Origin of the sequence: Ochrobactrum sp. EDr1-4, from assembly GCF_049199085.1 — a bacterium.
GTDB lineage: Bacteria > Pseudomonadota > Alphaproteobacteria > Rhizobiales > Rhizobiaceae > Brucella.
The window spans coordinates 14,283-34,432 of the sequence record NZ_JBLZOF010000001.1; the positions used below are offsets into that span (position 1 = coordinate 14,283).

Consider the following 20,150-nt stretch of genomic DNA (forward strand, 5'->3'; position numbering starts at 1 on the left):
ATGAGTAATACCGCTCCATCAAACGTCGCAGAAGTGATTGCACCACCGCCAGTTGTGCGCACATGGACACGGACCCGCATTGCAGGTCATATCATTGTTGCAATATGGGCATTGCTCTTCATAGGCTTGGCACTCTACCTCTACAATACATGGCGCATCGATCTTTTCGAGACATACGGACCACGCTATTGGTCTGGCCTGCTCGTGACATTACAATTGGTTGCGGTTTCGATTGTGATTGGTGCGCTCTTATCGCTGCCAATCACCGCCGCGCGAATGTCAAAAAACCGTTGGCTGCGAAGTCTCGCGTTTGGCTATGTCTATTTCTTCCGTGGTACGCCGCTTCTGGCTCAGACCTTTCTGATCTATTATGGCTTTGGCACATTCCGGCCCTTCCTTGAGAGCATCGGTCTGTGGGTGTTTTTCCGCGATGCGTGGAACTGTGCGATCCTTGCCTTTTCACTCAACACAGCTGCTTATCAGGCAGAAATCCTGCGCGGCGCCATTCAAAGTGTAGCACTCGGCCAATGGGAAGGTGCTGCTGCCCTTGGTATCTCAAAGCGTGTCACCTTTTGGAAGGTCATTCTTCCACAAGCTTTGATTGTTGCACTTCGCCCTTATGGCAATGAGATCATTCTGATGATCAAGGGGTCGGCAATCGTTGCGATCATCACGGTCCTCGACCTGATGGGCGAAACACGCCGCGCTTATTCACGGACCTTCGACTTCCAGACCTATATCTGGGCGGCGGTTATCTACTTGCTTATCGTCGAGTGTTTGCGACACATCTGGGATTTCCTCGAAAGACGATTAACCAGACATTTGGTCCGCTAAATTAAAGAATAAAAGAAAACTAATCGCCCCCGGTAGCCTTGCAGCCACCGGGGGCGATCTGCTTTAAATGCACGGCTGATCTAAAGCGTCATGAACGCAATTCCATAGTAAGATGACAGGCCAAAAATGCTAAAAATCTGGGGTCGAATTAATTCAACCAACGTAAAAAAGGCGCTTTGGGCAGCCGAAGAACTTGGTCTCGCATACGAACAGATCGACGTCGGCGGGCAGTTTGGCGGGTTGCAGAATACCGATTTTCTAGCCCGTAATCCCAATGGACTCATTCCGCTTTTGGAAGATGGTGACACCACACTCTGGGAATCAAACGTCATCGTGCGTTATCTGGCGGCAAGCAACCCCAATGGTGGATTGTGGATCGAAAACCCAGCGCAGCGCGCTCAGGCGGAGAAGTGGATGGATTGGGCTTCGACGACGCTTTACAACGATTTTCGTGACATCATCATGCACCTGATCCGTTTGCCTGAAGACAAGCGTGATCCGGCGATTTTGCAGCGCGGTATTGATGGGCTTACGCGATCATTCAAAATTGTGGAGGAAATGCTTTCCACTCAACCATGGCTCTCAGGCGAAGCTTTTGGAATCGGTGATATACCGCTTGGCTGCTATGCCTATGCATGGTTCGAATTTCCGATGACGCGTCCTTCTTTGCCGCATTTTGAAGAATGGTATCAGCGCCTTACGCAACGCGATGCCTATCGCAAAGCCGTGATGACACCCCTCACCTGATCGCGACACTTTCATCCCTATTTCTAAGCATACAAATCCCCTCTGGAGGTATCAGACAATGACAGCAATTAAAGTGGCTTTTCTCGGCCTCGGCGTGATGGGCTATCCAATGGCTGGCCATCTGAAAGTTAAGGGCGGCTACGATGTCACCGTCTTCAATCGCACAGGTGCGAAAGCTGTCAAATGGGCTGAGCAATTCGGTGGCAAACATGCAGCTACTCCCGCTGAAGCTGCGCGTGATGCTGACTTTATATTCTGCTGCGTGGGCAATGATGATGATCTGCGTCAGGTAACAACGGGTCCAGATGGTGCTTTCTCAACAATGAAGAAAGATGCCGTGTTCATCGATAACACAACGGCTTCAGCTGAAGTTGCGCGTGAACTCGATGCGGAAGCTCAAAAGCGTGGCTTTCATTTCATTGATGCCCCGGTTTCGGGTGGACAGGCCGGCGCTGAAAATGGCGTCTTGACCGTGATGGTTGGCGCATCCGAAAGTGTATTTGAACGCGCGAAGCCTATCATTGAAGCTTACGCCCGTTCCGTAGGACTGATGGGGCCTGTTGGTTCAGGTCAGCTTGCAAAAATGGTCAATCAGATATGCATTGCGGGTCTGGTACAGGGACTTTCTGAAGGCATTCATTTTGGCAAGAAAGCTGGCCTTGATATCGAAAAGCTGATCGGCGTTATTTCTAAGGGCGCAGCAGGCTCATGGCAGATGGAAAATCGCCACAGCACTATGAATGAAAGCAAATATGAGTTCGGTTTTGCCGTTGACTGGATGCGCAAAGATCTTGGCATTTGCCTTGATGAAGCTGATCGAAACGGGGCATCACTGCCCGTAACGGCCCTTGTCGACCAGTTTTATAAGGAAGTGCAGAACATTGGCGGTGGCCGATGGGATACGTCATCTCTGCTAGCACGCCTCGAAAAGTAGTCTGCAGTCCAAAACGCGAAAAGCCCGGCAATGCCGGGCTTTTCTTTTTACGATTCCAAGATCAAAATTTGACTTTAGCAGTCAGTGACAATGCCCCAACAAAGTCATTGCCAAAGTCGCCTTTAGAACCACTAGGGTTTGCCACACCATTGATAACCGTGTCATCCATTTCGCCAGACGTCAGCCAACCTGCCGCACCAGCCAGGCGAACTTCGAAATTATCGGTCGCCTTATAATTGGTGCCAAGGCCAAACAGCCAAATATCGGTTTGTGATGTAAGACCTGTGGTGGTGCCACGATCCCAAGTCACAGTTCCGGCCGCCGACCATTGCTCGTTGAACTTGTGACCAATACCGCCACTCACTGTCCAGCCGTCCTGATAGTACATATTCAAATTGGTAATGTTTGCTCCCTTCGGAACCACCCTACCTGGTACAACTTGAACATTGGTGGACGCATTGAATGAAACACGTTCAATACTCGACCAGTCCGTCCATTTAATCGAACCAAAAGCCAGCCAATCAGGAGCTATGCCTGTCTGGAGCTTAAGCTCTACAGATTGCGGTGTCGCGACATCACTTTCAACCGGAATGGAAATAGCCTGATTGGTAAAAGGATTTACGGCGAGGTTGTCGATAGAGCCCGACAAATTGTATTTTACTTCTGACTGGTAAACTAAACTCGCTCGAATTGCATATTCAGGGAGTTCATAGGCAGCACCCAGGCGCCATCCGACAGCTTTGTCTTCTACATCAAGTGAAGCAATGCGACGTCCGCCAGGAAATGGGAAGTTAGTCGGGTTATTAAGCGGACTGATCCCAGGAATCATACGTGTCTGTTCACCCTTCAATTCCTGATAGCTCACACCACCAAGAATTCGAAAGAAGCCTTTTTCACCCGCTGAAAAACGGTACGAACAGTTCAAACCATAATCGTTTGATGAAATTTTCTGCTCAATCGCCGTGTACATTCGAACTGTATCAGTTCCGACGTCCGTATGAATGCCCCAAGGTTGACGATATTGGGCGGAGCATGCCAAATCATCTGTCAGATCGACTTTAGCCGAAAACTTAGGCACCCAATAACCTTTAGCCTCATCGACTTCTGTCGAATATGGCTGGTTCGTAACTGGATTGATACCACCAGTTCCATAAGGCGCGGGTAACGTTCCTACCGCGGAACCACGTATGTTCTTCAACTTACGCTGTGGAGATACAAAAGTACCCGTCGTATCAATGACAGTACCCTGCTCAAACAGAATATCAAAATCCTGCGAACTGCGCTCGAAGCCACCCGCATGTGCGCTGACCGCACTCCCCAGCAGAGCAGTGGCTATACCGGCGATTTTCAGGCTCTTAACCTTCATAAAATGTCCTCCCAAACACAATGTAGCGATCCCGATAATTTTTACTTTGACGCAAACGTAAATCAGGAATGTTTAAACCCGCAAGGTGCTTTAATTTATGTGTGATTGGGTAGCGAAACATGGATATGACGAAAATCCCAAAATGATAGGTACAATTTCTAAAACTTCTAAACTTCTAAGCTGACTTCACAAAATTTAAGCCGTTTTTCGCCGTTTTTCGGCCCAATTATCGTCTTGTTGCCAAAGCGCAACAACGTCAAAAAACAATCGAAACGCTGGTTCGATGAGTGCTAAAGTCTAAAAAACGCGATCCGAATACAACTCCAATAAATAAAGCATCCGCTGATGAAACCAGCGGATGCTTATGATTCGCGCAAAACCTGAAGCGGTTTTTAATTATCCGGCTTCACGAATACGTGCTTCAGCGGTCGCAACACGGGCAGCTGCTTCTTTCAGTTCGGCCAAACGCTCACGATCAGCCTGAACGACTTCTTCTTTTGCGTTCGCCACGAACTTTTCGTTTGAAAGCTTCTTCTCGATCTTTTCCATTTCAGCAGCGATTTTGCCTGCTTCCTTGGCCATGCGAGCAGCTTCGGCTTTGAGGTCAATCAAACTGCCTAAAGGCAAGCAGATTGTTGCTTCTCCATGGACGAGCTGAGCGGAGCCTTTTGGAGCTTCTTCAGCGAACGAAATTGTCTCAACGCGTGCCAAACGCTTGATTGCAGCATCGTGGCGCGCGAAACGATCAAGAGTTGCAGCATTAGCTTCAAGAACAACAATTGGAGCCACTGCACCGGCTGGAACATTCATTTCCGCACGAACGGAACGAATGCCCATAACGAGATCGACCAGCCAGTTGATGTCGGTCGCAGATTCTTCGTCCGCGAACGACAATTGCGGCCACTCTGCCAAAGCGAGAACCGTATCGCGCTTTGTGCCCTCACCTGCGGTCAGCGTCCAGAGCTCCTCGGTCATGAATGGCATGAATGGATGCAGCATCTTGTAGATTTCATCCAAACAATAAGCAGCGGTGGCCTGTGCTTCTGTCTTAGCAAGCTCATCTTCGCCCATGAAGATCGGCTTGAGTAGTTCCAGATACCAATCGCAGAACTGGTTCCAGACAAAGCGATAGGCAGCACTTGCCGCTTCGTTGAAACGGTAGTTAGCAATGCCGTCAGTCACTGCGCTGGTTGCCTTGGTGAGTTCTGTCAGAATCCAACGATTGACTGCAAGCTTGGCATCGTCCGGTTTGAAGTTCGGATCAAGCCTAACGCCATTCATCTGCGCAAAACGGGTCGCATTCCAGAGCTTGGTGCCGAAATTACGATAGCCAGCAATACGCGCTGGATCGAGCTTCACGTCGCGCCCCTGAGCCGCCATGATGGCAAGCGTGAAGCGAAGAGCATCCGCGCCATATTCATCCATCAACTCAAGCGGATCGATAACGTTGCCCTTGGATTTCGACATTTTCGCGCCGTGCTTATCGCGCACGAGCGCATGGAGATAAACCGTGTGGAACGGAATCTCTTCCATGACATGCATGCCCATCATCATCATGCGGGCAACCCAGAAGAACAGAATATCGAAGCCTGTTACCAGAACACTGGTTGGGTAATAAGCTGCAAGTTCCGGCGTCTTGTCCGGCCAGCCAAGTGTCGAGAATGGCCAAAGACCCGACGAAAACCAGGTATCCAGAACGTCGCTATCGCGTTCCAAAGCAACCTCTTTGCCGTAATGTGCAAGAGCCGCAGCCTTGGCTTCCTCTTCGCTCTTTTCAACAAACCACTCGCCATCTGGTCCATACCATGCCGGGATCTGATGACCCCACCAAAGCTGACGCGAAACGCACCAAGGCTGAATATTTTCCATCCACTCGAAATAGGTTTTTTCCCAGTTCTTCGGCACGATCTGCGTGCGATCATCGCGAACCGCAGCCATGGCAGGCTTTGCGAGTTCGGCTGCATTCACATACCACTGATCGGTCAGATATGGTTCAATCGGCACGCCGCCGCGATCACCATGTGGGACCGCATGTGTGTGATCTTCGATCTTTTCCAGATAGCCCTGCTCTTCAAGCGTTTCGACCAGACGCTTGCGCGCTGCAAAACGATCCAGACCCTCAAACTCTTTGATGAGTGCAGTGAGCTCGTGTGTAAGTTCCAGACCTTCAAGGAAATCAACGTTGTCTTTCAGCGTGATCGCCGCTTCTGGGGTCAGAATATTGATCACACGCAGATCATTGCGCTTGCCAACCTCAAAATCATTGAAGTCATGGGCAGGTGTGATCTTGACTGCACCCGAGCCTGCTTCTGGATCAGCATAATCATCTGCTACAATCGGAATACGGCGCCCAACGAGCGGCAGCACGATATTGTTGCCGATGGATGCATGATAACGCTCATCCTTCGGATTAACCGCAACGCCAGTATCGCCCAGCATCGTTTCGGGACGCGTTGTAGCGACAACGATAAAGGTGTGCGGGTTTTCAGGGTCGAAAGGCACGTTTTCCAGCGGATAACGCAGATGCCAAAGATGCCCCTTAATTTCACGGGACTCGACTTCGATATCAGAAATTGCGGTCAGCAGCTTGGGGTCCCAGTTGACCAGACGCTTGTCGCGATAAATCAGTCCCTGCTTGTGAAGCGAAACAAACACTTCCAGAACGGCGCGCGACAGACCTTCATCCATGGTGAAACGCTCACGCGACCAGTCGCATGATGCACCAAGACGACGAAGCTGATTAGAGATCAGCCCACCCGATTCCGACTTCCACTGCCAAATACGCTCAATGAACTTTTCACGGCCCATAGCATGACGGTTTGGCTCTTTGCGTTCAGCAAGCTGACGCTCAACAACCATCTGCGTTGCAATGCCCGCGTGGTCCATACCCGGTTGCCAAAGAACATTCTTGCCGCGCATACGCTCAAAACGGACCATAATGTCCTGAATCGTATTGTTGAGCGCGTGGCCCATATGCAGCGATCCGGTCACGTTCGGCGGAGGAATGACAACGGCAAATGGATCAGCGCCAGGTTTTGCACCTGCACCCGCTTTAAATGCGCCAGCCTCTTCCCAGCGTTCAGCGATTTTCGGCTCAACAGCCGCGGCGTCATAAGTCTTTTCAAGCATGGAACTATCCGGTCTGAATACGGAATGAATTGATTGACGGCTGAATAGCAACTAACAGCCAACAAATCACCCTAAAAGTGAAAACCCGCCTGCGAGACAGACGGGTCAAATGGTCCAATCTGGCACTTATCTATCAGCGTTCGCCACGCACCACACGTTCGATTTCTTCTCGAACAAGACGTTCAACGAGTGGCGGCAAATTGGTATCAAGCCAGTTTTGCAACATTGGGCGAAGTATCTCAGAAGCAATATCATCGAACGACCGGCGCGGCTCTAAGTGAACGGCGTGGTTCAAATCCTGAAACGCCGCTGATACTTTCCGCTCAGTACCCTCAGACAAAATATGATCTGTGCTGCTAGGTTTCAAGTTAACAGGCTCTTCCTTCGCAATAGTCGGTGCTTCTGCTGGCACGACAGCTACCTGCTCAGTCTGCGCTATATTCAACTCGCTGGCAATCTGCGTTTCAAGCGATGGCGCACTGTTTAACTCGGCGACAGGTTCTGAAACTTCGCTGAAATTATCATCGTTCTGAGCATTCAGAACGAAAAAATCTTCATCGTCTTCTTCAGTTTCCTCATCTGCAACCGGCACGTCAAGAGCAGGCTCGGAAACGGCGCCGCGCAACACTGGTTCTTCCTTGAAGACGACAGGTTTCAAAACAGGCTTTTCTTCTGCTTTCGGTGCCGCATCCTGAATATGAGTAGGCGCCCGGAACTTAGCTACATCACTACGCGCTTGAAAAGCGGACGCAGCAGGCATCGGATGACGTGAAACATCGCTGTCTTCAATAATCCGGCGAATGGAGGCGAGTATCTCTTCCATTGACGGTTCGCGTGCTGCGCTCGATGTTTGTGCCATAGCTGTCCGTCTTTCCCTTATTGCCAATAACTCACTCAGGCAGAGAATCATTGGTTCAAGGGTATCGGACATGCAGCGCTTTGAGAATCCCTGCACAGGCAAGTGTATTCCAAACCCACAGCTTTATCATTTTATTAAGAATTGATGCGCGACGCACGAATCAAACAAAAACGGCGCCAATGGCGCCGTTTTCAAAACTCTATGTCGATCAATTACCGACCATCAGGTGTACGCAGACCAAACCACTTGTCCTTAACAGCATTGTAGTGCTCTTCAGGCTTATACTGCGCAACCTGCAACTGCATGTCCTGCGCTGTCATACGACCGCTTGCAGCAAGAAGCGCATAGCTTGCGACGATTGAATCAGCTTCAGCCTGAACGAGCGCAATCTGGATAGTGACCAGACTATTCTGCGCATTCAAAACATCAAGCGTTGTACGCTGGCCAACTTTACGTTCTTCAATCACGCCGTCCAGAGCCAGCTGCGATGCAGAGATGCCATCACGGTTTGCCTTGACAGAAGCACGAGCAGATTCGAGCTGCGACCATGCCGAACCAATTGCCTGACGCACCTGATCCTGAATGACGTCGACTTCAATTCGTGCCTGTCCAAGCTGTTCTTTAGCCTGACGGACCTGAGCTGATGAGCGACCACCAGTATAAATCGGAATGCTTACGCCTAAGCCCACAGATGCCGAATTGCCATCACCAACACTCGTACCTGCATAGGTATCAAGATGACTCGCGCTTGCGGTCAAGCCAACGGTCGGCAACAAAGCACCTTCCTTAGCCTTGACGTTATAACCCTGCGCGTTAACTGCATATTGTGTAGCGAGAATGCCCGGATGAATATTAACCGCATTCGAATAAGCAGAATCTGGGCTCTTTGGCAGATTTCTAGCGGCAGGCGCCACCGCAAGCCTGTCTGGCTGCGTGCCAACAACTTGAACGAAAGAAGCTTCCGCCGACTTTACATCAGCACGCGCTGAATTGAGAGCGGCGATTGCTGTCGAGCGCTGTGCTTCTGACTGCGCAACATCCGTACGGGTGCCTTCACCAACATCAAGGCGCGCACGCGAGGCACGGACCTGCTCATTCATGGCAGCAAGGTTTTTTTCACGCAGAACAGCGATTTGCCGGAACTGATAAACATTCATATAGGCCTGAACAGCCGCAAAAAGTGTATTCTGTTCAGTATTACGGAGGTTTTCACGTTGCGCAAAAACGGTTGTTTCAGCGGCAGCTACATTATTCTTTGTTTGAAAACCATCGAACAACATCTGATTGAGTTCAATGCCATAGGTGCCAGTCGTCCGATAACCCGATGTCGGCGCTTTGCTGCGTCCAACATTGTAAGAGCCTGTCACCTGAGGGCGGTAACCCGACTTTGCAATCGCAACGTTTTCGTCTTCGATGCGAACGCCTGCGCGTGAAGAGTTCAAGGTTGAATTGTTCTTATAGGCTTTAACGAGCGCGCCGTTAAGCGTTTCCGACAAAGCAGCCTGACCCGATAAAACGGTGCCAGACAGGAGTATTGCCGCCGCCATAAGTCCTTTGCACGCTTTGAACACCGTATACCTCATATAAGAACAAACGAATCTCTAATCGAACCGATCAGTTCGGAAGGACTTAATAACGTGTAAATTTCGTTATTTCCATCTTTCCGCAGCCACTATCACAAACAATTTTAGTAGGGTTGCAGAATTGTCCCACGCACCAAATCAGAATTCGAACTGCTCAATACGCTCAAAGCCAGGCAGAGGACGAACTGCCGTATTGAAAACGCTACGACCGGAAGCCGTGCCATTTTCTTTTACGTAAAGTCGCGCAACTCCGGCATTTCCACGCCCTTCAACGACAACCAGACGGCCACCTTCTTTGAGCTGATTGAAAAGTACTTCGGGTACAAAATCAACTGCGCCTTCGATGAAAATCACGTCGTAAGGTGCTTCAGAAGCATAACCTGTATTCAAATCACCTGAAACGATCACAACATTGTCATGGCCGAGTTCCTGCAAACGAGCCGTTGCAACAGCCGCCAACGCGGAATCACTCTCCAAGCCAATGACCGATCCCGCAAGTTCTGAAAAGATTGCCGAAGAATAGCCCGTAGCGCAACCAATATCGAGAACGACGTCGTTTTTGTTCACCTTGGCAAGCTGTACGAGCTTAGCAAAAGGCGATGGCTCCATGATGTAGCGCGGTGCTTTACCTTCGCTCTCAAGCAGCTGATCTTCATCAATGTAAGCAAGAACCTGACGGTTTGCCGGAACAAAAGCTTCGCGTGGAACAGCCAGAAAAGCGTCAATGACGCTCAGGTCTGTTACATCCGTCGTACGGATCTGATTGTCGACCATCTTTGTGCGAAGATCTTGATAATCGGCTGACATAGCCATGCCCTACATCCTTCTATATCGCGCATAGGCGATTATTATGCTTTCGGCATCCCGGATAACAAGAACCATGACCATACGACAAAGCCGTGACAATCGCAGTTCACTGCCATTTTGGGCACCATAAACGAGATTTGCCGTTGATGTGGCAAAAATCGACCTTACAGTCAATCAGACACAGAAATTGCGAGCCCAACTGCAACACTTGGTCGCCTCTGCGTGACCCTCACATTTAATTTGCAAGCAAAAATGCCGGACGCATTCGCATCCGGCAATTAAGCTTTCAATAAATATCTTACAAGACAACTGCCATCAAAAGACAGAACACCCCGTTCACATTATTGCGTGATGGTCGCGGGATAGCCCGCAGCCGCAAGAGCAATAAGCGCATCAGCCTGTGAAGCTGAGCTATCAAACCTCACCTCTTTTTTATCGAGATCAATATCGACAATAGCGGCCTCATCAATCTTGTGCAGAGCATTCGTAACGCTCTGAGCGCAACCGCCGCATTTCATCTTGGGAACTGAAAACGTAACCATTAAACCACTCCTTACCTAAACTCTGCCAAGACCTTACAGCTTCCCATCGTGGTAAGGTCAAGCATGTTATGCGTTATGGAGCATCGCAGCTTTCTGGGACGCTTTTCTCGATGTCGAGGGGCGATTTTGTCAGTGAACCTGTCATAATCTCGATTGGCTTATAGGGAGGCACTTCCTGCATCGCAGGATTTGTAAGCCTTAGCGTGTAGCAGCCGGTATAGACTTGAGTTTTGCCATCATTGTCTTCTGATTCAATGGCAATAGGTAAACTCCAGTAAATCTGCCCTGCCCCCGGATCGGGTTCAGTTTTGCGAACAGCCACTTTCACACTCTTTGTGCCGTCGTAGCCTTTGGCAAAAGTCTTGAAATCGGGCTCCCGCCCCTCTTCCGAATAATAGCCATAAGCGCGGGAATATTCCTTGCGGTTGATGGCGTTGTAGTAAGATTCAATCAGCGCCTGCGGTGTTGACCGGTCATCGCGATAATCAGGAACAATCACACCATCAGCCGCATCTTGCGTCTGCTCAGACGGTTTTGTTTCCTCGACGGGTTTTGCCTCTTCTTGTGTCGCAGCAGCCTTTTTCGGAGCGTCTTGCGCACCGGCGGCAGACATCAAAACTATTGTACTGAATAAACCAGCAACACTTGCAAGCATCAAAGGCTTCATGCGCTCAATCGACATTCGCATCTCCTCTTCCAGCAATTCTTTTTTGCAATACCCAGAAATCTGCACAGCGGCTTTGGATGCGCTCTCGATTTGGTGTCTTGCAGTAATGATGTTACAACACTAACTATAGTAAAAACGTGGCAATCTCGCGAAAAAGCGATTGCTTTGAGCAGACTGAATGATTCTTCAGTCTCTGACCAGCAGAACACCGGAAGAGATGAAAATGGGCCGTTTCTCAGTCTTGACGCTTACCGATGCAGCCGCAGCGCGGGTGAGTGAAATCATGGCATCCAGAGAAGGTGCGCTCGGCATTCGCGTTGGCGTAAAAAAAGGCGGCTGTGCGGGTATGGAATATACGATTGATCTCGCCACAGAGCCAAAGGCTGGCGACGATTGCGTCGAAAAAGACGGTGCGAAGGTTTATATCGCGCCGGAAGCCGTTCTGTTTTTGCTTGGCACACAAATGGACTTTGAAGTCACAACGCTACGCACTGGTTTTGTTTTCAACAATCCCAATCAGACTTCTGCTTGTGGCTGCGGTGAATCGGTTGAACTAACTCCTGCCTCACCAGAAAGCCTTCGCCAGATGCAGGGTGCTGCTTAACCAATTGGCTTTCAGCAATGGATGACGAGACCCTACGAGAATTATTTGCGGGCTTAGGTGCAATCAGCATTCGCCGCATGTTCGGCGGCAAAGGTATTTATCATCAGGGCCTTATTATAGCGCTCGTCGTTGGAGATGAGTTGCTTTTAAAAGCTGATGCTCAAAGCGCGCCCGCTTTCATTGATGCTGGGTCGCGACAATGGGCTTATGATAGCAAAAAGAGCGGAAAGCCGGTTGCCATGCCTTATTGGAGTGTGCCGGATGATGCTTTTGATGATCCTGACATCATGACAGATTGGGCAAAACTTGCATTTGCAGCAAGTGTTCGCTCCACACCTCAAAAGTAAAAACCCGACCTGAATGTTCGGGTCGGGTTTTCTTTTCTTATGCCAGAACCCCTGTTGGGATCAGCATGAATGCTGGAATTTCGCTACCAAAGCCAACTGGTGCCGGACCATCATCATCATCGCGATCACGGCGACGCTTGTGATGATCGTGCTGTGGCTTATTACGACGCTCATCATTTGATGTGCGGATCGGGTCACGACGCTCTTTAATTTCGTGAATGATTGGCTGCGGTTCATCGGCCTGAACGATCACAGGTGCCTCGACCTTCTGTTTATCTTTCGATTTACCCTTGGCATCTTTGCCTTTGCCTCGGGCATTTCTGCCCTTGCGCGACGTATCGTCAGATTCGTCAGCTGCTGGCAAGGTTGAAAGATCGCCGTCATGCCATTCAATCTTTTCATTAATCAAAGATTCGACTGCCGAAAGATACTTTGCGTCGCCGGTCGTAACCAAAGTGAATGCCTGACCCGAACGGCCTGCACGACCAGTACGGCCAATGCGATGCACATAATCTTCAGCATGAATCGGAATATCATAATTGAAGACATGGCTCACATCAGGGATATCGAGACCGCGTGCGGCAACGTCAGATGCCACGAGAAGGCGCAACTTGCCTTCCTTAAAGTTCGCCAACATGGTCATGCGCGCACGCTGGTCCATGTCGCCGTGCAAAGCACCGGCGTCAAACTCGTGACGGACCAGTGAGCGGAACAGCTCCGATACGTCTTTCTTACGATTACAGAAGATAATCGCATTCTTAATCGCATCGCCTTCAGAACGGATCAAATCACGCAAAGCTGCGCGCTTGTCCCAATCCTTACGGCCCGATTTAACCAGACGCTGCGCGACAGTCTTTGCTGTCGAAGAAGCCTTAGCCACTTCAATCCGCGTTGGTGAATGCAGGAACTGTTCGGTTAGCTTGGTAATTTCCGGCGGCATGGTTGCCGAAAAGAACAATGTCTGACGGGTAAACGGTATCATCTTGCAGATGCGCTCAATGTCAGGAATGAAGCCCATATCAAGCATACGATCAGCTTCATCGATAACCAGAATTTCAACGCCAGTCAGAAGCAGCTTACCACGTTCGAAATGATCGAGAAGTCGACCAGGCGTCGCGATCAACACATCTGCGCCGCGCTCCAGCTTACGTTCCTGTTCATCAAAGGATACGCCGCCAATTAAAAGCGCCACGTTGACCTTATGATTAACGCCGTATTTTACAAAATTTTCTTCGACCTGCGCTGCGAGTTCGCGCGTTGGTTCAAGAATGAGCGTGCGCGGCATGCGAGCACGTGCACGGCCCTTTTCCAGAAGATGCAGCATCGGCAAAACGAAAGATGCAGTCTTACCCGTACCCGTCTGGGCGATACCAAGCACATCCTTGCGCTCAAGCGCAGGAGGAATAGCTCCAGCCTGAATAGGTGTAGGCGAGGCATATCCCGCAGCTTCAACGGCGGCGAGCACTTTCGGGGAAAGACCGAGTTCGGCAAATGTTGTCAATGGAGGCGCAGCTCTCTGTTTGGAAATGAATTCCACCCATCCTGTCATTGCCGCCACGTCATCAGGCGCAGGAACCAAGGCAGAAAAGGCGTCTGCAACGCAAAAAGCGTTTTCTTGCAGCATCGCCTACGTCTACATGGAACAAAAGTCAACTAAAATACGGTTGAGACATATAAAAACGCCTATTTATTTGTATTTTATTATCTTTCACATCTGTCTTACGTGAGGCTTTACTAAAAGCAAAGCCAACTAATGTCTGAATTGTTCTGTTAAAATTCGCTCATCCCAAGAATGATTTTGATCAAACAAGATGGCAACCTGACTATCGACCGCCTCACGCACAGTCACAGCCCGAACAGATTTCACTTCATTATTGTCTGCAACGGCATTCACTGGACGCTTCTCAATTTCAAGCAAATCCATGCGCACGGTCACATGCTTTGGCAAAAGTGCCCCACCCCAACGCCTTGGCCGAAACGGGCTAACCGGGGTCAAAGCCAGCAGAGGCGCTTCCAACGGCAAAATTGGCCCTTGAGCTGAGAGATTATAAGCAGTTGAACCTGCGGGCGTTGCCACCATTAAACCATCACAGACCAGCTCTTCAAGCCGCACCTTACCATCGATGGTTATACGAACCTTTGCGGCTTGATAGGATTGCCTAAAAAGCGAAACTTCATTGATCGCAAGCGCCTTGAAGGGAGCCATGTGCTCTGTTTCAGCAATCATCTCAAGCGGACGGATCACTTCTTTCTGAGCCGCACGAATTCTCGCGGGCAAATCATCAAGACTAAACTCATTCATAAGAAAGCCGACCGACCCACGGTTCATTCCATAAACGGGGATGCCACTGTTCATAAAATCGCGAAGCGCTTGCAACATCGTGCCATCACCACCGAGCGATACGACAACATCTGCGTCTTCGGCTGCTACATGACCATAACGCTTCACCAACTCCTTCTGAGCTGCGAGTGATTCCTCTGTTCCAGAAGAAAGGAAGTGAATCGCCAGGGATTTATCGTCCATATTATTCCATTCCAATGCGCCAGCCGGTGCAATTTCCACAGGCAAAATGGCTACCATATGCAAAACTTGCTTACCATTGCCGTTTTATGTGAATTTTCGCTTTACACAGCTGAAAATTATGCTAATTCCACGCCTGTGCTGCCCTTATAGCTCAGTTGGTAGAGCACCTGATTTGTAATCAGGGGGTCGGGAGTTCGAGTCTCTCTGGGGGCACCACTATTTATTTTGGTGCACGGCACAAAAAAACCAATCCTTACTTAAATAAAAGCGAACTTATTTTATAGATGCAATTCGGGTTGCATTTAATCATGCATCACAACTATTGTCTTCATAATTATTAAATATTAAGCTTGCATAATATATTAGATATATTTCTGGGCGCAATCTATCATGTCTCAACGGCGAATCTGCATTTCAGTTGCTACACGCAACAGACCAAACATGCTATGCATGTTGTTCTCGTCGCTTGCGACGATCAAAAAACCAAATAATGCTGATATTTCATTTTTAGTTGTCGAGAATAACGCTTCTCCAACACTTGAAACAACTATCAGCCAGTTCCGTTCAAATATGCCAAATGATAATATCGAATATGTTGTCGAAGAGGTATTGGGAATATCATCGGCACGTAATCGTGCGCTGAACCATTCGATTGAGCATGGCTTTGATTTTCTGGTTTATGTCGATGATGATGAATTCGTCGAGCAGGATTGGCTGGTCAATCTGTTAGCTGAACGGGATCGTCTTGATCTTGATATTGTTGGCTCGCCAGTCAGACCAAAACCTTTTGACGAAAATCTGACGCTCCTGCAAAAGCTCGTTTGGTCGGGTATTGAGCGCAGTGGCTATAAATCGGAACGCAAGTGCCGGCTTAAATGTGAGGCCGGACGCAGCGATTCTATCAAGGTGGCTACGGGTAGCTGGATGGGGAAACTAGATTTCTTCCGCTACACCGGCTTACGGTTTGATTCCCAGTTTGGACTAACAGGCGGCGAAGACTGGAATCTGTGGGCCAAGGCAAAATCGCTTGGAGCGAAAACTGGCTGGGCCTGTGATGCGATTGTTTATGAAACAGTGCCCTCATCCAGATTGACGCTGAGTTATCATTATCGCCGTAACCGTGATCATAACATTACAGAATTTGGCGCCCGTTATCGGGAGAACCCTAACAAAACACTGAAAAAGCTGCCTGTAAAGATTGTAGGACGTGCGATTAAATTTATCGGTGCTAGCCTTTCCATTCCATTCCGTGGCGGTCAGGGCCTTGTTTCCTCCGCAACAGCACTCGGCGGATTGGTTGGTCTTTTACAAGGCTGCTTTGGCAAAAATTCCATGCATTATGCCAATACCACCGGCCACTAAATAAAAAGCCCCGCAATGCGGGGCTTTTTTTTTAATACCAGCCGACAGCGACCTGCGCCTCTTCCGACATACGGTCGGCAGACCATGGCGGATCAAAGGTCATAGATACTTCGACCATGGAAACGCCCTCGACTGTGCCAACGGCATTTTCAACCCAGCCCGGCATTTCGCCAGCAACTGGGCAACCAGGAGCCGTTAGCGTCATCTCGATTTTGACCGTGCGATCATCTTCGATGTCGATCTTGTAAATCAGACCAAGCTCGTAAATATCCGCTGGGATTTCGGGATCATACACCGTCTTCAATGCACTGATGATGTCATCAGTCAGTCGAAGCAATTCTTCCTGAGGAATAGCAGAGGCGGAGAAAACTGACTTTCCTTCCGCAGATGCACTTGCATCGTCCGTCTTGGTTTCAGTCTGTTCCTGAACTTTTTGTTCGATCTCGGTCATCCGAAAAACTTCCTTGCCTTTTCCAAGGCTTCTGCCAATGCATCGACTTCAGCGCGTGTATTATATAGTGCGAATGAAGCACGGCATGTAGAGGTGACGCCAAAACGTTTCAAGAGCGGCTGTGCGCAATGCGTGCCTGCACGCACCGCAACCCCTGCCCGATCAATCACCATCGAAACGTCATGCGCGTGAATGCCTTCTAACGCAAACGAAATAATAGCGCCCTTGTCCGGTGCATTGCCATAAATGCGCAAGCTGTTGATCTTGCCCAATTGCTCATGCGCATAGTCTCGCAAGTCTGCTTCGTGCGCAGCGATCGCGTGACGGCCGACTTTTTCCATATATTCAAGCGCAGCGCCAAGCCCAATCGCTTGAACGATTGGCGGCGTGCCAGCCTCAAAACGATGCGGCGGATGATTGTAAGTGACGTTTTCTTCGCTCACTTCTTCGATCATTTCGCCGCCGCCCTGAAACGGACGCATCTTTTCGAGCATTTCCGCACGACCATAAAGAACGCCAATGCCTGACGGACCATAGACTTTGTGACCGGTAAAGACATACCAATCACAGCCGAGATCCTGCACATCGACAGGCATATGCACAGCACCCTGACTGCCATCAACGAGAACTGGAATGCCGCGCGCATGGGCCAGCTCAACGATCTTTTTGATCGGCGTCACTGTGCCAAGTGCGTTGGACATATGGGTAATTGCTACGAGCTTGGTACGCTCGGTCAGACGCTTTTCGAATTCCTCGATATGGAACACGCCTTCGTCATCGACCGGTGTGAAGACAAGCTTTGCGCCCTGACGTTCGCGGATAAAATGCCATGGCACGATATTGGAATGATGTTCCATAATCGACAGAAGGATTTCATCACCCTCGCCGATATTCGGCATGCCGTAGCCATAAGCGACCGTATTGATCGCTTCGGTCGCATTTTTCGTGAAGACGATTTCGTCTACCGAACCGGCATTTAAAAAGCGGCGGACTGTTTCGCGCGATTTTTCGTAGGCGTCTGTGGCAGCATTGGAGAGAAAATGCAGACCACGATGCACATTGGCGTATTCATTTGAATAAGCATGGGTAATCGCGTCGATGACGCTTTGCGGCTTCTGGGCAGATGCGCCATTATCAAGGTAAACAAGCGGCTTGCCATGAACCTGTCGTGACAGGATGGGGAAATCTCTGCGGATCGCTTCGACATCATAGCGCGCTATAAGTGGATTCTTCTGATCCATGATCGTTCCTTCTACCATTGAGGCAGAAAAGGCGGAGTAAATCTTACTCCGCCTTGTTCAATCAAGCGTGGGCTGAAAGCCAGTTTGAAAGCACTTCTTCCAGTGCCTCAACCAGAGCTTCATTTTCCAGCTCTTCAATGATCTCGGCAATAAATGCCTTAATCAGCAGGCCGCGGGCTTCACTTTCAGGAACGCCGCGCGCCATCAGATAGAAGAGATAGTCTTTGGAAAGCTCAGTCACCGTTGCACCGTGACCGCAAGCCACGTCATCTGCAAAGATTTCCAGCTCAGGCTTTGCATCAAACTCGCCGTCATCAGACAGCAACAGCGTGTTACAGGCCATACGCGCATCGGTTTTCTGAGCGATCTGTGCGACACGGATCATGCCCTGAAAAACGCCGCGTGCGCGATCCTTGACCACGTTGCGGATGATCTGGGTCGAACGTGTGTTCTCAACCAGATGCGCAACAGTCATGGTGATGTCGGTGTGGGAATCATCTGCGAGCAGATTGAGACCACGGAGTTCGAAATCTGAATCCTCACCCGCAACGGTCAGATGCACTTCCTGACGGATCAGCTTGCCACCGGCATTGACGATGTAAAGCGTGAGCTTAGAGCCTGCGCCTATCGTTGCATTGAACTGCGCTAGCTGCGTCGAATGACCGAAATCGCGCAGGATTACCCAGATGACATCGGCACCATCACCGACGCTCACATGGCTTACCGAGGTCGAGAACGCATCGCCTTCGCCGCCAGTCTGACGCTCAATGATCGTCGCCTTGACGTTCGAACCGATTTCGACCGGAAAGCGTGTATGGCCCTGGCCCGACTTCTGGATGTTCTGAATTTCAAGCGGCGCTTCAAGCTCAACATCATCAGCAATCGAAACAGCCCAGCCATCGCTGACATAAGCAGCGTTGATCTGGCCAATAGTGTCGTCAGTGCCACGAACGCTAAGCTGTGGAACGAGCGAGCCATCAGCAAGTGCATCGCGCACAGCCGTCAGTGTCACGCCTTCAGGAGCTTTGGCAGCAAGTGCCGCGCCATTGCTTGCAGCAAGAACGGTCGAGCCTGCAAGCAGCGTTGGAAGCGCATTGGTGCCAACGGTCGGATTGAAATCCGGTACGCTTTTCAGCAGCGTCCGGAAATCCGTGTAATGCCAGCTTTCAATGCGGCGCGAAGGAAGACCATTGATCTTCAATTCTTCCAGCGCATTGTCACGCGCAATGACGACATCGCCATTGCCCGGCAGCTCGCCCATACGGGTGGCAAAGCTTTCGATCAGCGCGCTTTCAGCGGGTGTCCTTGGCTTTGAGGTCTGGATATTCATAATCCGCCTCCTTAGGCTACTTCGCCGATAATGTCAGCATAGCCATTTTCTTCAAGGTGATTTGCGAGTGTCTTGTCGCCCGACTTGATGACCTGTCCCTTGTAAAGAACATGGACGCTATCCGGCACGATATAATCAAGCAGACGCTGATAGTGAGTGATCACGATCACGGCGCGGTCTGGCGAACGCAGGGCATTCACACCGTCGGAAACGATCTTCAGCGCATCGATGTCGAGGCCAGAATCGGTTTCGTCGAGAACGCAAAGGCTTGGCTCAAGGAGCTGCATCTGAAGAATTTCAGCGCGTTTCTTTTCGCCGCCCGAAAAGCCAACATTCAGCGGACGCTTCAGCATAGCCATGTCGATGTTAAGACCGCCAGCAGCATCTTTAACGCGCTTGATGAATTCAGGAATCTTCAGTTCAGCTTCGCCGCGCGCCTTGCGCTGGCTGTTCATCGCAACCTTGAGGAATTCCATTGTGGCAACGCCTGGGATTTCCATCGGATACTGGAACGCAAGGAAGATGCCCTTGGCAGCGCGTTCAGCAGGATCCAGTTCGAGGATCGACTCGCCATTGTAAAGAATGTCGCCTTCGGTCACTTCGTAGTCAGAACGACCTGCAAGGATATAGGACAGTGTCGACTTGCCTGAACCGTTCGGGCCCATAATGGCGGCGACTTCGCCCTTGTTCACAGTCAGGTTCAGACCACGGATAATTTCAGTATCCGTGTCAGCGATCTTTGCATGAAGGTTGATGATCTCAAGCATGGGTATAAACCTTGTCTCTCAGCGCAGTCTTCGCGAAGAACTGCATAAGCCAGTTA

Annotated in this window: 19 protein-coding genes and 1 tRNA gene; 7 read left to right on the plus strand and 13 right to left on the minus strand. The window is 50.0% G+C overall.

The window, feature by feature from the left end:
- The 3 genes from ACOZHT_RS00075 to ACOZHT_RS00085 all read left to right on the plus strand — a co-directional run bounded on the left by ACOZHT_RS00075 (position 1) and on the right by ACOZHT_RS00085 (position 2,515).
- Positions 1-834, plus strand: coding sequence for an ABC transporter permease (locus ACOZHT_RS00075; RefSeq protein WP_339508561.1), 834 nt, complete (start codon positions 1-3; stop codon positions 832-834).
- A gap of 126 nt (positions 835-960) precedes the next feature.
- The gene (locus ACOZHT_RS00080; RefSeq protein ID WP_339508560.1) at positions 961-1,581 is read left to right on the plus strand and encodes a glutathione S-transferase; all 621 of its coding nucleotides are present in this window, start codon (positions 961-963) and stop codon (positions 1,579-1,581) included.
- 58 nt (positions 1,582-1,639) lie between these two features.
- Positions 1,640-2,515: an NAD(P)-dependent oxidoreductase gene (locus ACOZHT_RS00085; RefSeq protein ID WP_339508559.1), complete on the plus strand. Its 876-nt coding sequence runs from the start codon at positions 1,640-1,642 to the stop codon at positions 2,513-2,515.
- A gap of 61 nt (positions 2,516-2,576) precedes the next feature.
- Here the strand turns inward: ACOZHT_RS00085 and ACOZHT_RS00090 are convergent, their stop codons facing one another.
- The 7 genes from ACOZHT_RS00090 to ACOZHT_RS00120 form a co-directional block, all read right to left on the minus strand.
- Positions 2,577-3,881: an OmpP1/FadL family transporter gene (locus ACOZHT_RS00090; RefSeq protein ID WP_339508558.1), complete on the minus strand. Its 1,305-nt coding sequence runs from the start codon at positions 3,879-3,881 to the stop codon at positions 2,577-2,579.
- Positions 3,882-4,277: 396 nt separating this feature from the next.
- Entirely contained in the window at positions 4,278-7,010 is a 2,733-nt protein-coding gene (locus ACOZHT_RS00095) for a valine--tRNA ligase (protein WP_421565192.1), read from the minus strand.
- A gap of 133 nt (positions 7,011-7,143) precedes the next feature.
- Positions 7,144-7,869: a PopZ family protein gene (locus tag ACOZHT_RS00100; protein ID WP_339508554.1), complete on the minus strand. Its 726-nt coding sequence runs from the start codon at positions 7,867-7,869 to the stop codon at positions 7,144-7,146.
- A 212-nt stretch (positions 7,870-8,081) separates the two neighbouring features.
- Positions 8,082-9,452 carry a TolC family outer membrane protein gene (locus ACOZHT_RS00105; RefSeq protein ID WP_339508552.1) on the minus strand — a complete coding sequence of 457 codons (1,371 nt, stop codon included), beginning with the start codon at positions 9,450-9,452 and terminating at the stop codon, positions 8,082-8,084.
- A 138-nt stretch (positions 9,453-9,590) separates the two neighbouring features.
- Entirely contained in the window at positions 9,591-10,259 is a 669-nt protein-coding gene (locus ACOZHT_RS00110) for a protein-L-isoaspartate O-methyltransferase (RefSeq protein WP_339508925.1), read from the minus strand.
- A gap of 341 nt (positions 10,260-10,600) precedes the next feature.
- Positions 10,601-10,801 carry a heavy-metal-associated domain-containing protein gene (locus ACOZHT_RS00115; protein WP_339508550.1) on the minus strand — a complete coding sequence of 67 codons (201 nt, stop codon included), beginning with the start codon at positions 10,799-10,801 and terminating at the stop codon, positions 10,601-10,603.
- A 73-nt stretch (positions 10,802-10,874) separates the two neighbouring features.
- Positions 10,875-11,483: a hypothetical protein gene (locus tag ACOZHT_RS00120; RefSeq protein ID WP_421565193.1), complete on the minus strand. Its 609-nt coding sequence runs from the start codon at positions 11,481-11,483 to the stop codon at positions 10,875-10,877.
- A gap of 208 nt (positions 11,484-11,691) precedes the next feature.
- Between ACOZHT_RS00120 and sufA the strand changes: the two genes are divergently transcribed.
- Together sufA and ACOZHT_RS00130 are read left to right on the plus strand one after the other, a co-directional pair.
- Positions 11,692-12,072 carry a Fe-S cluster assembly scaffold SufA gene (gene sufA, locus ACOZHT_RS00125; RefSeq protein WP_339508924.1) on the plus strand — a complete coding sequence of 127 codons (381 nt, stop codon included), beginning with the start codon at positions 11,692-11,694 and terminating at the stop codon, positions 12,070-12,072.
- Positions 12,073-12,089: 17 nt separating this feature from the next.
- Positions 12,090-12,419 (plus strand): TfoX/Sxy family protein, encoded by a 330-nt coding sequence (locus ACOZHT_RS00130; protein WP_339508546.1) that lies wholly within the window; start codon positions 12,090-12,092, stop codon positions 12,417-12,419.
- A 37-nt stretch (positions 12,420-12,456) separates the two neighbouring features.
- On the opposite strand, the gene ACOZHT_RS00135 is transcribed toward ACOZHT_RS00130, so the two are convergent.
- Positions 12,457-13,920, minus strand: a complete 1,464-nt coding sequence (locus ACOZHT_RS00135; RefSeq protein WP_339508923.1) for a DEAD/DEAH box helicase — start codon at positions 13,918-13,920, stop codon at positions 12,457-12,459.
- A 249-nt stretch (positions 13,921-14,169) separates the two neighbouring features.
- Positions 14,170-14,943 (minus strand): NAD kinase, encoded by a 774-nt coding sequence (locus ACOZHT_RS00140; RefSeq protein WP_339508544.1) that lies wholly within the window; start codon positions 14,941-14,943, stop codon positions 14,170-14,172.
- 140 nt (positions 14,944-15,083) lie between these two features.
- Between ACOZHT_RS00140 and ACOZHT_RS00145 the strand changes: the two genes are divergently transcribed.
- Both ACOZHT_RS00145 and ACOZHT_RS00150 read left to right on the plus strand, forming a co-directional pair.
- Positions 15,084-15,159 (plus strand) — tRNA-Thr (locus ACOZHT_RS00145).
- 174 nt (positions 15,160-15,333) lie between these two features.
- Entirely contained in the window at positions 15,334-16,305 is a 972-nt protein-coding gene (locus ACOZHT_RS00150) for a glycosyltransferase family 2 protein (RefSeq protein WP_339508542.1), read from the plus strand.
- A 31-nt stretch (positions 16,306-16,336) separates the two neighbouring features.
- Here the strand turns inward: ACOZHT_RS00150 and ACOZHT_RS00155 are convergent, their stop codons facing one another.
- From ACOZHT_RS00155 to sufC, 4 genes are all read right to left on the minus strand, one after another.
- Positions 16,337-16,756 (minus strand): SUF system Fe-S cluster assembly protein, encoded by a 420-nt coding sequence (locus ACOZHT_RS00155; protein ID WP_339508540.1) that lies wholly within the window; start codon positions 16,754-16,756, stop codon positions 16,337-16,339.
- Complete coding sequence (locus tag ACOZHT_RS00160) at positions 16,753-17,997, minus strand: cysteine desulfurase (protein ID WP_339508538.1); 1,245 nt, start codon at positions 17,995-17,997, stop codon at positions 16,753-16,755. Before ACOZHT_RS00160 ends, ACOZHT_RS00155 begins: the two co-directional genes overlap by 4 nt.
- A gap of 61 nt (positions 17,998-18,058) precedes the next feature.
- Positions 18,059-19,327, minus strand: a complete 1,269-nt coding sequence (gene sufD / locus ACOZHT_RS00165) for a Fe-S cluster assembly protein SufD (RefSeq protein ID WP_339508536.1) — start codon at positions 19,325-19,327, stop codon at positions 18,059-18,061.
- 11 nt (positions 19,328-19,338) lie between these two features.
- Positions 19,339-20,094, minus strand: a complete 756-nt coding sequence (sufC, locus tag ACOZHT_RS00170; RefSeq protein WP_339508535.1) for a Fe-S cluster assembly ATPase SufC — start codon at positions 20,092-20,094, stop codon at positions 19,339-19,341.
- Positions 20,095-20,150: the final 56 nt, after the last annotated feature.